The organism is Corynebacterium otitidis ATCC 51513 (assembly GCF_000296405.1).
Classification (GTDB): domain Bacteria; phylum Actinomycetota; class Actinomycetes; order Mycobacteriales; family Mycobacteriaceae; genus Corynebacterium; species Corynebacterium otitidis.
This window is the reverse complement of the sequence record NZ_JH815195.1, coordinates 220,917-232,621: the sequence shown is the minus strand read 5'-3', so window position 1 is coordinate 232,621 and position 11,705 is coordinate 220,917. Positions and strand designations below refer to the sequence as shown.

General features: G+C 71.4%; 12 protein-coding genes. 4 read left to right on the top strand and 8 right to left on the bottom strand.

The genetic code is table 11. From position 1 onward, the window contains the following. The 4 genes from HMPREF9719_RS08515 to HMPREF9719_RS08500 form a co-directional block, all read right to left on the bottom strand. The coding region (locus HMPREF9719_RS08515; RefSeq protein ID WP_004601586.1) for an arabinofuranosyltransferase at window positions 1-1,347 on the bottom strand (1,347 nt) is incomplete at its 3' end. Window positions 1,348-1,388: 41 nt separating this feature from the next. Further along, window positions 1,389-2,150, bottom strand: coding sequence for a decaprenylphospho-beta-D-erythro-pentofuranosid-2-ulose 2-reductase (locus HMPREF9719_RS08510; protein WP_004601585.1), 762 nt, complete (start codon window positions 2,148-2,150; stop codon window positions 1,389-1,391). 86 nt (window positions 2,151-2,236) lie between these two features. Then, complete coding sequence (locus HMPREF9719_RS08505; protein WP_004601584.1) at window positions 2,237-3,652, bottom strand: FAD-binding oxidoreductase; 1,416 nt, start codon at window positions 3,650-3,652, stop codon at window positions 2,237-2,239. A gap of 161 nt (window positions 3,653-3,813) precedes the next feature. After that, window positions 3,814-4,050: a hypothetical protein gene (locus HMPREF9719_RS08500; protein ID WP_004601583.1), complete on the bottom strand. Its 237-nt coding sequence runs from the start codon at window positions 4,048-4,050 to the stop codon at window positions 3,814-3,816. A 43-nt stretch (window positions 4,051-4,093) separates the two neighbouring features. On the opposite strand from HMPREF9719_RS08500, the gene HMPREF9719_RS08495 reads away from it, so the two are divergent. The 4 genes from HMPREF9719_RS08495 to HMPREF9719_RS08480 all read left to right on the top strand — a co-directional run bounded on the left by HMPREF9719_RS08495 (window position 4,094) and on the right by HMPREF9719_RS08480 (window position 6,441). Next, window positions 4,094-4,672, top strand: coding sequence for a hypothetical protein (locus HMPREF9719_RS08495; RefSeq protein WP_004601582.1), 579 nt, complete (start codon window positions 4,094-4,096; stop codon window positions 4,670-4,672). After that, window positions 4,656-5,186, top strand: a complete 531-nt coding sequence (locus HMPREF9719_RS08490; RefSeq protein ID WP_004601581.1) for a hypothetical protein — start codon at window positions 4,656-4,658, stop codon at window positions 5,184-5,186. The genes HMPREF9719_RS08495 and HMPREF9719_RS08490 overlap by 17 nt, the downstream gene beginning before the upstream one ends. A 96-nt stretch (window positions 5,187-5,282) precedes the next feature. Then, window positions 5,283-5,783 carry a hypothetical protein gene (locus HMPREF9719_RS08485; protein WP_004601580.1) on the top strand — a complete coding sequence of 167 codons (501 nt, stop codon included), beginning with the start codon at window positions 5,283-5,285 and terminating at the stop codon, window positions 5,781-5,783. A 163-nt stretch (window positions 5,784-5,946) separates the two neighbouring features. Then, window positions 5,947-6,441, top strand: coding sequence for a GtrA family protein (locus HMPREF9719_RS08480; protein ID WP_004601579.1), 495 nt, complete (start codon window positions 5,947-5,949; stop codon window positions 6,439-6,441). Window positions 6,442-6,557: 116 nt separating this feature from the next. Here HMPREF9719_RS08480 and HMPREF9719_RS08475 read toward each other — a convergent pair whose 3' ends face one another. The 4 genes from HMPREF9719_RS08475 to wzm all read right to left on the bottom strand — a co-directional run bounded on the left by HMPREF9719_RS08475 (window position 6,558) and on the right by wzm (window position 11,533). Next, window positions 6,558-8,240, bottom strand: a complete 1,683-nt coding sequence (locus tag HMPREF9719_RS08475) for an Ig-like domain-containing protein (protein ID WP_004601578.1) — start codon at window positions 8,238-8,240, stop codon at window positions 6,558-6,560. A gap of 610 nt (window positions 8,241-8,850) precedes the next feature. Then, on the bottom strand, window positions 8,851-9,771 hold the full coding sequence (glfT1, locus tag HMPREF9719_RS08470; RefSeq protein WP_004601577.1) for a galactofuranosyltransferase GlfT1: 921 nt from the start codon (window positions 9,769-9,771) through the stop codon (window positions 8,851-8,853). A gap of 36 nt (window positions 9,772-9,807) precedes the next feature. Further along, entirely contained in the window at window positions 9,808-10,608 is an 801-nt protein-coding gene (wzt, locus tag HMPREF9719_RS08465) for a galactan export ABC transporter ATP-binding subunit Wzt/RfbE (RefSeq protein WP_004601576.1), read from the bottom strand. A 31-nt stretch (window positions 10,609-10,639) separates the two neighbouring features. Then, the gene (wzm, locus tag HMPREF9719_RS08460; RefSeq protein ID WP_004601575.1) at window positions 10,640-11,533 is read right to left on the bottom strand and encodes a galactan export ABC transporter permease subunit Wzm/RfbD; all 894 of its coding nucleotides are present in this window, start codon (window positions 11,531-11,533) and stop codon (window positions 10,640-10,642) included. Window positions 11,534-11,705: the final 172 nt, after the last annotated feature.

Sequence of the window (11,705 nt, the reverse complement as noted above, 5' to 3'; positions counted from 1 at the left end):
GGGCGCGGCGGGCTCGGGCCGCACGGCGGCAAGGCGCCCCAGCGCCCAGCGTGCGGCGTACACCGCGCCGAGGCCGCCGGCGGCGGCGAACTGCGCGGCGATGAGCAGCCCGACCCTAAAGCCGAGGAGCGTCGTGCCCGTCGGGGTGACGAGCATGGAGGCGACCTCCCAGCCGTAGTAGAGCGCCGTCATCGCCCCCAGCGAGGCGATGGCCGGGCGCTTGCGGGCGAGCAGCATCGTCACGAGCCCCGCGAGGCAGAGCAGCCCGAACGCGTCGAACTCGAAGAACGGGGTGGAGAGCACCGTGCCCTCCTCGGGCAGGTACTGCTGGGCGGCGTTCTCCGCGGAGGGGTGCCCGCCCACCACGGCGAGGAGGTAAGGAAGCCACGCGGGCGCGGCGATGAGGAGCGAGCCCGCGCCGATGACCGCGACGCGCGCGATGGGCGCGAGGCTGCGGCGGCGCGCGGCGAGCACGAGCGCGAGGACCGTCAGCGAGACCGCCACGACCCCGGTGAACAGGGTGTAGATCGTCGCGGAGAGCCCCAGGTAGACGAGCAGGCCGGCTGCGGCGAAGCGGCCGCCGCTCAGGGCGCGCAGCGCGATCGCCGCGGCCGGCGCCGCGCCGAGCGCGACGATCGCGGCGTAGGGCTCCTCGGGGTTGAGCGCGATGACCGTGGCGGTGGTCGCGAGCCCCGCGGCCGCGGCGAGCGGCAGGGAGCCGGTGATCCGCCGCCAGGCGACCACCCCGGCGCACGCGGCCGCCGCGATGGAGGCGAGCGCCCACGGCTGGAACGCCTGCCACGCCTCGAGGCCGAGGAGGTTCGCGAGCCGCCCGCCGAGCCAGAACCAGCCGGCCGGGTAGTGGGTGGGAAGCCCCTCGTAGGACATGTCCTCGAGCCGGGCGGTGTCGGTGAGCCGCGTGAGGTACTCGGTGCGGAAGCCCTGGTCGATGCGCAGCCCCTCGAGGTAGAAGGGCGTCGCCGAGAGCGGCACCGCGAGGGTGGCGACGATGAGGCCTGCCGGCGCGAGCGCCGCGGCCGCCTCCGCGAGGCCGGAGAGCCAGCGCGGCGCCGCTGGGTTAGCGAGCCTGCGCCACACGACGAGCGCGACGACGGCGACGAGCGCGACGAGGCTCAGCGTCGCGAGCGCCTGGGCGATCTCCGAGGTGTTGGCGGCAGGCAGGTCGAGCCGGTCGAGGACAAACCAGGCGGCGAGCGTGGCGGCCCCGCCGCCGAGCGCGGCGGCCGCGAGCCCCGCGATCGTCGCCCCCCGCCCGGGCGGTCCCGGGCTGGGGGTCGGGGGAGCGGGAGTCGGGTCGGCGGTGCCGGGGGCTTCCGGGGCGGTCATCGGCGGCGCGGGGCGTCCTTTCGCGGGGTGGGGGCGGTCTTCTAGAAGGGCAGCTTGCGGAAGATCGGCTGCGGGATGAGCCCGAAGACGAACGTCACGAGCTTGAAGAGCGGGTGGACGAAGATCGTCGACTTGCCCTTGTCGAGTGCGTCGACGGTGTCGGCGGCGACCCGCTCGGGGTCGACGGTGAGCGGCGCGCGGTCCATGCCCTCGGTCATGTGGGTGCGCACCTGGCCGGGCCTAACGACGAGCACGTGCACGCCGCTGCGGCGCAGCTTCTCGCCGAGCTGGGTGTAGAACCCGTCGAGGCCCGCCTTGGACGCGCCGTAGACGAAGTTCGACTCGCGCACCCGCATGCCCGCTACCGAGGAGAGCGCGACGAGGTTGCCGTGGCCCTGGCGGGCGAGCCGCTGGCCGAGCAGCACGCCCACCGACACGGCGGCGGTGTAGTTCGTCTGCGCGGACTCGACGGCGAGGTCGTGCTCGCGCCACAGGCGGTCCTGGTCGCCGAGGGTGCCGAACGCGACGATCGCGGTGTCGACGTCGCCGCGCTCGAAGGCGCGCTCGACGAGCTCGGGGTGGGAGCCGAAGTCGGTCGCGTCGAAGTCGAGAACCTCGACGTCCTTGCCGCCGGCGCGCTCGACGCGGGCGATGGCGTCGTCGAGCCGCGACGAGGAGCGCCTGGCCGCGAGCGTGACGGTCGCCTCGCCGCGCTCGAGGAGCTTCTCGACCATCGCGAGACCGATGTCCGAGGTGCCGCCGATGAGGAAGATGTGCTGGTTCTTGCCCACTGCGTTGCGCATGAGGGTGGAGGGCCTCCTTCGAGGAGTCGCTGGTGCCGAAAAAAGAAGAGAAGGATGAAGGCGGCGCGGGGCGCCGCGGGGGTGGGCTAGTTGAGCTCGAGGCGGCGCGCCAGGTCCGAGGCGAAGACCTCGGTGGGGTCGATCTCGCGGCGCACCTTCAGCCAGTCGTCGAGCCTGGGGTACATCTTGTGGAGCGTCTCCGGGGAGGTGCGGGACTCCTTCGCGAGGTAGAGCCGGCCGCCGAACTCGAGGACCCGCTGATCCAGCCGGTCGAGGAGCTTGCCCAGGCCCGGGCGGATGGGGAAGTCGACGCACACGTTCCAGCCCGGCATCGGGTAGGACAGCGGCGCCCGGTTGCCCGGCCCGAAGAGCTTGAACACGTTGAGCGCCGAGTAATGCCCGGAGGCCTGGATTTCGCGGATGATGTCCTTGAACGGCTCGACGGCGTCGGTGGGCACGACGAACTGGTACTGCAAAAAGCCGGCCTTGCCGTAGCCGCGGTTCCACTCCCCGATGAGGTCGAGCGGCTGGTAGAACTCGGTGAGGTTCTTCACCTGGTTCTTCGCCGGCCCGCCCATGAGGTAGTAGGCCTGGCCCACCGCGGAGAGCGTGAGCTTGTTGAGCGTCCACGAGGGGAACACGTCCGGCACGGTCATGAGCTGCGGCGCCTTGAAGCGCAGCGGGTCCTTCGCGAGCTTCGGGGCGAACTCCTCGAGCTGCTCGAGCGTCGCGAGCGAGCCCCTAGAGATCGTCGCCCGCCCGAGCTTCGGGGCGGGGCTGATGACGTCGAACCACGCCGAGGAGTACGTGTAGTTCGCCTCCGAGCCGTCGGAGTGCGCCGCGATCGTCTCGTCGAGGTTGTCGGTGCGCACCGTGTCGGCGAGGAAGTAGGCCGTCTCCGTCTTCGTCATGCGGATCGTGGCCCGAAGGATGATGCCGGTGAGCCCCATGCCGCCGACCGTCGCCCAGAACAGCTCCCCGTCCGGGTCGTCCGAGGAGCCCTCCGGCTCGAGGTGGAGCACCCGCCCGTCGGCGACGAGCAGCTCCATGGAGACGACGTGGTTGCCGAACGAGCCGGCCGAGTGGTGGTTCTTGCCGTGGATATCCGGCCCGATCGCCCCGCCGACGGTCACCTGGCGGGTGCCCGGCAGCACCGGCACCCACAGCCCGTAGGGCAGCGCGGCACGCATGAGCTGGTCGAGGGTCACCCCGCCGTCGACGTCGACGAGCGCGGTGTCCGGGTCGATCGAGTGGATCCGGTTGAGCGGCTGCATGTCGATGACCAGGCCGCCGCCGTTCTGCGCCGGGTCGCCGTACGAGCGGCCCATGCCGCGGGCGATGACCCCGCGCCGGTCGACGCGCGGCAGCTCCGAGTTCTCGTCGGCGACCCGCGCCACGGCGGCGACGATCTCCTCGACGTCCGGGGTGGAGAGCACCTCCGCGGTGGAGGGCGCCGTGCGCCCCCAGCCGTGCAGCGAGGTCCTCGTCGTCTTCAGGGACATAAAGAGTCAGTCCTGTCTTTCCCTACGCGCGCCCCCGCCCCGCGAATTATGTTCACGGCCCCGGCGGGCCCGGGACGGTCGGGCGGCTGCGGACAGATACGGCCCCATATTCTAGCCCGCCCCGGGCCGATCTCCCCCGCCGCCGGGCCGGCGGGCCGCGGCTAGGGAAGGTCGAGGAGCTCGCGCACCACGGACGGCAGGTCCTCCTGGCGGGCGATGGTCTCCCCGCCGGCCTCGGCGTGCTCGCGCAGCGCCCGGTATACCACCCCGCGCGACGCGGAATCTAGAAGCGGCAGCTCCTCGGCCACGAGCCGGACCATGAAGTCGGACAGCGGCGCGCTCGTGCGCCGGGCCGCCTCGTGGACGGCCCCGTCGGTGGGTTCCTCGAAGGCGCTCATATCCCCCGAAGTCTAGCGCGCGCCGCCCGGTAGTCTGGCAGCCATGAGCACCAACGACGAGCACCGCACAGCCACCCGGCCCGCGCGCCGCGAGCAGAGCCCCATCGACGGGACGGTCGCCGGCCGCGCCGCGCAGGCCGCCGCCGTGGCCGCCTCGATCGCGAAGCACGACTACGTCGACTCGTGGCTCGGGCGCCTCGGCGTCGACGCCGGCATCACCGCCGCCGTCGTGGCCTACACCTACTACCTCGACCGCGGCCGCGCCCAGGACGCCTACGCGCAGCTCAGCGAGTTCCTCGACGAGGCGCGCTCCGCCACCGGCTACCCCGAGGCCGCCGCCGCGGCCCTCGACGCGACGCCCGACTCCGGGCTCACCGAGCGGCTCCGCGGGCTCACCCGCGCCCAGCGCATCGCCACCGTGCTCGGCGCGCTCATCGCGTCCGCGGGCCTCAATTGGCTCGGCGCGCGCGCCCAGCGCGCCCTCGCCGGCTGGCTGAACAAGCGCGGCGTCAAGCGCCCCCACACCCTCCTCGGCGTCGCCGCCGGCGCGGGCCTCTTCGCCATCCTCGAGGTAGGCCAGCGCGTCAACCGCGCGAAGGGGACCGATGGCGAGCCCCGCTAGCCACCCCGTCGTCGCGGTCCTCGACCCCGCGCCCGACGAGGATCAGCCCGCCGCCCTGTGGCACGTGCAGACGGACCCGGCCTACACCTCCGCCGCGGCGGTGCTCAGCGGCGCGTGGCTCATCGGCCCCGGCGAGGTCCCCGCCGAGCGGCTCGACGACCTGCTCGCCAGGACCGTGCCCGTGCGGCTCGGCACCGAGGCCGGGGAGCGCTTCGTCTCCGACCTCGCGGCCGCGATCGACGACGCCCGCGGGGAGATCTCCCGCGCCGCCGCGAAGGCCGCCGAGGAGTCCGCCGCGTTCAAGGCGCTGCGCCTGCCCGCCGTCGCCACCCCCGAGCCCGAGGAGCTCGCCGGCGCGTACCGCGGTGAGGAGCGCGGTCGGCGCGCCTGGTCGGTCGCGCAGGCGATCGGGCAGCTCGCCGCGCAGTGGCACGACATCGAGCGGCGCCGCCGCTCCCGCCGCAGGCTCAGCGAGGCCCTCGGCCCCGAGATCCGCCCCCTCCCGCTGCCCTAACCGGGTCCCGGCGCCCCTCCCCGTCGCCGCAGCGCAGGGGCCCCGCGGTGCCACGCCCGGCCGCCCGAATCTCTTAAAGGTCTATCCTGGGGCGCCATGGCGCAGCGCGGCGAACCCTGGCGGGTGGTGGACCTCGGCGCGGAGCGCGTGCGTCGGGCCCGCGCCCACCGCCGCTACACGGTGCTGCTGCGCGCGTGCGTGCGCGACCGCGACGGCGCGACGTTCCGGCAGGTCGGCATCGGCGCCGAATACCACGTGCGCGACCTCCACGAGACGCTCGTGACCTGCTTCGGGCTCTCCTCGGTGGAGGCGGGCATGGTGTGGCGCTTCGCTGCGCCGACCCCCGAGGGGGAGGAGCCCGTCGCCGGATCCGACGAGGTCGCCGCCCACCTCTTCCACTCCGGCGACGTGCTCGTCTACCACTGGGGCCTGTGGACCATCGACGTCGAGTCCCTCGGCACGTTCGAGCGCTCCGAGGGCACGGCGTGGGCGCGCTGCGTGGGCGGGGCAGGATCTATCGCCGGGGGCGGGGAGCCCGACCTCGCGGCCATCAACGCGCGCCTCGACGAGCTGCCCGGGCGCGACCGGCACCCCTGAATCCCGAGGTTCTCCCAGCGAAACGCCAGGCCCCCGCGGGCTCGGCGGCTTCTCAGGCCGGCCTTCGGCGGCTATGCTCGGTGCCCGCCGCGCCCCGCCCGGTGGGGCAGCGGCCGGAGCCGCAACGACACCCGAAGCTTCAGTGAAGGAGGCCCGGCCCGACGTGAGTAGCCCAGCCGGCGGCGAGCAACCGCCCGTCGAGCAGCCGATCGCCAACCCCTACGAGCCCGTCGCCCCGACGCCCGAGGAGGCGACAACACTCGGGGTAGGCACGCAGGGGCTGCGGTTTTTGATCTCGGGGCTGATCTCCGCGGCGGTGGACCTCACCGTGACGTTCGTGCTCCAGCAGGCGCTCGGCGCGACCCCGGGCGCGTCGCGCACCGGCGGGTTCATCCTCGGCACGCTCACCGCGTATGCGATCAACCGCCGCTGGACGTTCGCCGCGGCGCCCTCGCTGCGCCGCTTCGTCGAGGTTCTCGTCCTCTACGCGGCGATGTTCGCGGTGAACTACGGGCTCTACCGCTACGGCTTCGAGCTTCTCGAGGGATGGGGCTGGCCGGACTGGCTGTCGATCGCCTCGGCCTTCGTCGTCGCCCAGGGCACCGCCTCGGTCGTGAACTTCTTCTTCCAACGCCTCGTCATCTTCAAGAACCCCTAGGGCGCTTTTGGCACCGCGCCGCAGAAGCTCAAGTAAGGGCCCCGCCCGCTGGGAATAACCAGCGGGCGGGGCCCTTTAGCGTGGCCGCTAGTCAGGTGCGGTCACGGTCGGCGCTCCTAGAAGTTCCTGCGGCGCAGCGCGAGAGCACCGGCGGCGACGAGGAGCGCGCCGAGGCCGGCGATCCACAGCACCGAGGCGCCCGTGTTCGCCAGCGAGGCGGTCGGCTTCGCCGGGGCGGCCGCCGGCGGGGCCGCGGGCGGCGCCGGGGTCTGCGCGGCGCCCGGCTTCTGGGGCTGTTCGGGTGTCATGGGCTCGGCGGGCTGCTCGGGCTTTTGAGGCTCGCTCGGCTCGGCCGGCTCACTAGGCTCGGTCGGCTCCCCCGGGGTGGTCGGCGGGGTCGGCTCCCCCGGGGTGGTCGGCGGGGTCGGCTCGCCGGGGTTTCCGGGGGGGGTCGGCGGGGGGGAATCGCCGGGCTCCTCAGGCGTCGTCGGCGGGGTCGGCTCGATCGGCTTGTAGACGTAGATGACGTGCTGGGCTTGTTCGGTGACGGTGCCGTTGGCGGGCGCGGAGTTGTCGGCGAGCTTGACGAACTCGTAGCCCTCGAAGGTCTTCTGCTCGGTGGTGTAGGCCTCCCCGACGGGGGCCTGGGTCTTCACCGCGGAGGTCTCCTCGAGGACCGTGCCGTCGACGGTGACATATTCGACGGTGACGTCGCCGGTGCGCATGTATCCTTCGCCGGAACCGCTGCCGCCGAACGGGGCGTTCTCGTTATCCCAGTACATGAAATCGAACCCAGCGAACTCGTGGCATCCCTCGAAGGTGTGCCGGGTGTTGAGCGGGACATCGGAGGACGGGTCGAAGGTGCCGTTGTAGACCACCAGGTACGGCGTGTCGATCGTCTCGGGGAAGTGGATCTCGTAGCCCTCGCCGCGCGAGGAGTTCTTCTTCACCTGGTCGGTGACGTCGACGAACTCCGAGACGTCGTCCGTCACGACGCTGTCGGGAACGTCCTTGGGATCGTCGATCCGGTAGACCTTGACGTCGACGTCGCCGCCGAAGACCGCGCTGGTCTCCCGGTCGGGCTGCGGGCCGCCGAACAGCACGGCGTTGGTGATCTTCTGCCCGTAGGGGTTGACCACGGAATTAACCGTGTAGGTGCCCGCCTCGGGATCCACGTTGTAGAGGTGGGACTTGAGGCTCAGCGACCGGTCGACGTAGTCGAGGTAGTCAACGTCGAGTTCCTTCTGGAGGAGCTGGTGCTCGTCGACGATCACCGCGACCTCGGTGCGGCCGCTCTTCTGGACGACGGCGGGGTCGAGGAACAGGGGGATCTCGAACTGCGCGTTGCGGTCCTTGAGGCCGTCCACCGCCTCACCGAAGGTGAACGTCGAGACGTTGCTCTCCGGGTCGTAGCTCTCCGTGAGGAAGGGCTTGCCGTCGCGCTCGATCGTGAGGTTGTCGCTCGTGCCGGGCGCGGCCGTGCCGTAGCGGTTGAGGTGCGGGCTGTAGGCGACGGTGAACGTGTCGCCCGGCTTGACGTCGTCCTTGACGCGCAGCTGCGCGGAGTAGCGCAGGATCTCCTGCTGGTCAGGGTGGAGGGGCTCCGGGGCCTCGAGGCGGGCGTCGACGACCTCCACCTTGGACTCGGGCTCCGCCGCGTGGGCGGCCGCGGGGAGGAACCCCGCGGCGATCGCCAGGACGATGGCGACGACGGCGCCGACGACGGACAGGCGCTGCCCGCCGGCCGCCGGCGCGAGGACACGGCGCCGGGAGGCCGGCGCCGAGGATGAAGTGTTCAACTAACACATCCTTGCTCTAGAAGTACGGGCTGGAATAGCCCCGAGCGCGACCGATATCCGCGGCGAGTCCCCGGGGCTCACGCGTCCCGGGAGGCATTCGGCTCGCGCCCCTGCGAGGCGGCTGAATGGCCACCTCGCGCGCCGCGCTCAGCCGATGGAGAATAGCACGCAAAATTGAGAGAAACCTGGGCCGAACGAATCGTGTCTTTTTCCTAATCCGCAGGCGTTTCCCAGGAAACTAAGCACTGCTAAGTAGTGTGCGGCGGGCGCCATGCGTAACGCCATCGGATGCCTTTTCGCCGCGCAGGGGATGGCGGCCCGGCATCGACAAGGGGAGGGGGCCCATCGGGCCTGGGGAAACGGGCGCGCCGCGCGTGCGGGAGGCATTCCGGGTTTGGTCTCGCGGGGCCGCGGCGCCGAAGGTCGTCGTCGGCGCGGGAAAACGAGGCGGGTGATTGGGGCGCCGACAGCATGAAGACGTCCTCCCCGCCAGGGGCGGAGAGGACGCCGTCAAGAGATGAGAAAATTGGAGACCTTCTCAATAAGCAACCATACAGTGGGAGGGCCTCGACGTCAACGGCTAACACACATGGCGGACAGCCGGGGCTAATTAGGGGCGCTCGAAGTGCTCCCGGCGGCCGCGGCGATGCAGGCTCAGCCACTCGACAAAGCCCTTGGGGTCGCGGCGCTGAACGAGGAAGAACCACGCGAAGCGCAGGTACTCCTGCGGCAGGAGGCGGCGCATGCCGGGCTGGTTCATGAGGTAGCCGCGGTTGCGGTAGGTGAAGTAGCGCTTGTTCTCGTCCGAGGGGTACTGGGTGTGCATCCTCCCCCCGAGGATCGGCCGAAACTCCGAGGCGCCCTCCGGGTGGAGGTAGGTCGCGTTGAGCGCGGTGCCGAATCTCAGCTCCGAGCGCTGGAGGCGGCGGTGGTATTCGACCTCGTCGCCGCGGATGAAGAGCCGGTAGTCGGGCACGCCGAGGACCTCGAGCGCGCGGGCGGAGAACACCGCCCCGTTGAAGAGGCTCGCGATGCCGGGGAGGAACTCGCCGGAAAGCTCCGAGCGCTCTCGGCGCCAGGTGAGCCCCTGGCGCAGCGGGAACGCGAGCTTCTCGGGGTGCTCGCGGGAGCACACGACGGGGGAGACCTCGTGAAGTCCGCGGCGCTCGGCCTGGTCGAGCAGCGCCTCCAGGGTGCGCTCGTCGGCGGGGGTGCCGTCGTCGTCGGCGCACCAGATGGCCTCCGCGCCGAGCGCGAGCGCGTGGAGGAAGCCGTAAGCGAAGCCGCCCGCCCCGCCGAGGTTCGTCCGGCTCGGCAGGTAGACGCCGCGCTCCCCGGCGAGCTCGTCGAGGAGCTCCTGCACTGCCGGGTCGGCGCCGTTGTCGACGACGACGATGCGCCAGACGGGGTGGCTCTGGGCCGCGACGCAGGCGAGCGAGTCGCGCAAAAGGGAGACGCGGTCCTTGGTGACGATGACCGCGACGACGCGGTCGCCGGCGGAGAGCGGGGGGAGATCGGGCGTTGTGGCCATGGTTGGTCATTGTGCCACCGCCCGCGGCGAACCGGGTTAGGCGGCGGCGTCCTCCGCGGCGTACTTCGCGATCATGCGGCGCATGTGGTCGCCGGCCTGGGGGCCCTCGTAGGCCTCGACGACCTCGTCGACGAGGCCCGCCTTCTTGATGTTGCCGTGGTCGATCCACAGCGCGGTGGTGCACAGCTGCGCCAAGAACTCGTTGGAGTGGGAGGCGAAGACGAGGATGCCGGAGCGCCGCACGAGGTCGCGCAGCCTGCCGCGGGCCTTCTCCATGAACGCGGCGTCGACGGCGCCGATGCCCTCGTCGAGGAGGAGGATGTCCGGGTCGATGGAGGTCACTACCCCGAGCGCGAGGCGCACCCGCATGCCGGTGGAGTAGGTGCGCAGCGGCATGTTGAGGTAGTCGCCCAGCTCGGAGAACTCCGCGATCTCGTCGATCTTCTTCTTCATCTGCTGGCGGGTCTGGCCGAGGAACAGTCCGCGGATGATGATGTTCTCGTAGCCGGAGATCTCCGGGTCCATGCCCACGCCGAGGTCGAAGACGGGCGCGACGCGGCCGCGGACCTCGGCCGAGCCGCGGGTCGGCTCGTAGATCCCGGAGAGCAGGCGCAGCAGCGTGGACTTCCCCGAGCCGTTGTGGCCGACGAGGCCCACCCGGTCGCCCTCCCGGAGGTGCAGGTTGATGCCGCGCAGCGCCTCGACGACGACGAGGTTGCTCTCGGTGCGGCCGATCGCGCCGCCCGCGGCGCCGAGGAACGCCTTCTTCAGCGAGCGGGACTTCGCGTCGAAGATGGGAAAGTCGACGCAGGCGTCGAACGTGTCGATGGAAACCATGGGGTGCTAACCGGTCCTTCCCGAAAAACTTCTAGACCCAGTAGGAGACGCGGAAGCGCCACTTCTTCAAGGCGAACAGGGCGAGCAGCAGACCGCCGACGGTGAACCCGATGACGACGTACCAGTGGTAGGCCTCGACGTGCCCGCCGATGAGCGGGGTGCGGATGACCTCGAGGTAGTGGAAGAACGGGTTGAGCTCCGCGAGCTTCGCGCGGCCGGCGGTCGCGGCGTTCTCCTCTAAGGTGTCGGTCATCCACACGATCGGGGTGAGGTAGAAGCACAGCTGCACGAGCGACTCGAGCAGCGGGGTGATGTCCCTGAACCTGGTCGCGAGGATCCCGAAGAGCGTCGCGACCCACACCCCGTTGAGGACGAACAGCGCGAGCGCGGGCACCGCGAGGAGCACCTGCCAGCCGAGGTGCCTCGGGAAGATCGCCACGAGGATCACCCAGATGATCATGTTGTGGCCGAGCAGAAGGAGCTGGCGCCACACGAGCCGGTAGACGTGCACCGACAGGGGCGCGGGCAGCTGCTGGATGAGGCCCTCGTTGTCGGTGAAGATGCGCGAGCCCTCGATGATGCAGCCGGACAAGAACGTCCAGACGATAAGCCCCACGGTGACGTGGGGGAGGAACTCGGCGATCGGGATGTCGAAGAGCACCGAGTAGAGCAGCCCCAGGGCGAGCGCCATGACGCCGGTGGCGATGGTGATCCAGATGGGGCCCAGAACCGAGCGGCGGTAGCGCTGCTTGATGTCCTGCAGGCCGAGCATGAGCCACAGCTGGTGGCGCTTCACACCCGAGGCGAGGTCCTGCCACGCGGCGGAGAAGCTCTGCTTCTTCGAGGGGCTTGTCGGCTCCGCCTCACCGTCGACCATGCGCGCGACGTCGCGGCGGAGCTGGGGTTCGGAATGACGGTCGTCCACATCGGGTAGCCTAGCGGCCCCTCCCGAAACCCCCGGAATCCCCGCGCCCGGGCGGGGCGGCGCGATCGGTTCGTCGCCGATCGGCGCGGTCGATTAGTCTGTGGAGCCATGGCGTCCCCGCGGGCCCGTCGGCCGCGGCGCCCGCCCGGCTGAGCCCGGGCCGCGGCGCCGC

Excerpts from the sequence above, each read along its gene's own strand:
- HMPREF9719_RS08510 (WP_004601585.1), bottom strand. The coding sequence starts at position 2,150 with ATGCGCAACGCAGTGGGCAAGAACCAGCACATCTTCCTCATCGGCGGC.
- HMPREF9719_RS08505 (WP_004601584.1), bottom strand. The coding sequence starts at position 3,652 with ATGTCCCTGAAGACGACGAGGACCTCGCTGCACGGCTGGGGGCGCACG.
- HMPREF9719_RS08500 (WP_004601583.1), bottom strand. The coding sequence starts at position 4,050 with ATGAGCGCCTTCGAGGAACCCACCGACGGGGCCGTCCACGAGGCGGCC.
- HMPREF9719_RS08495 (WP_004601582.1), top strand. The coding sequence starts at position 4,094 with ATGAGCACCAACGACGAGCACCGCACAGCCACCCGGCCCGCGCGCCGC.
- HMPREF9719_RS08490 (WP_004601581.1), top strand. The coding sequence starts at position 4,656 with ATGGCGAGCCCCGCTAGCCACCCCGTCGTCGCGGTCCTCGACCCCGCG.
- HMPREF9719_RS08485 (WP_004601580.1), top strand. The coding sequence starts at position 5,283 with ATGGCGCAGCGCGGCGAACCCTGGCGGGTGGTGGACCTCGGCGCGGAG.
- glfT1 (WP_004601577.1), bottom strand. The coding sequence starts at position 9,771 with ATGGCCACAACGCCCGATCTCCCCCCGCTCTCCGCCGGCGACCGCGTC.
- wzt (WP_004601576.1), bottom strand. The coding sequence starts at position 10,608 with ATGGTTTCCATCGACACGTTCGACGCCTGCGTCGACTTTCCCATCTTC.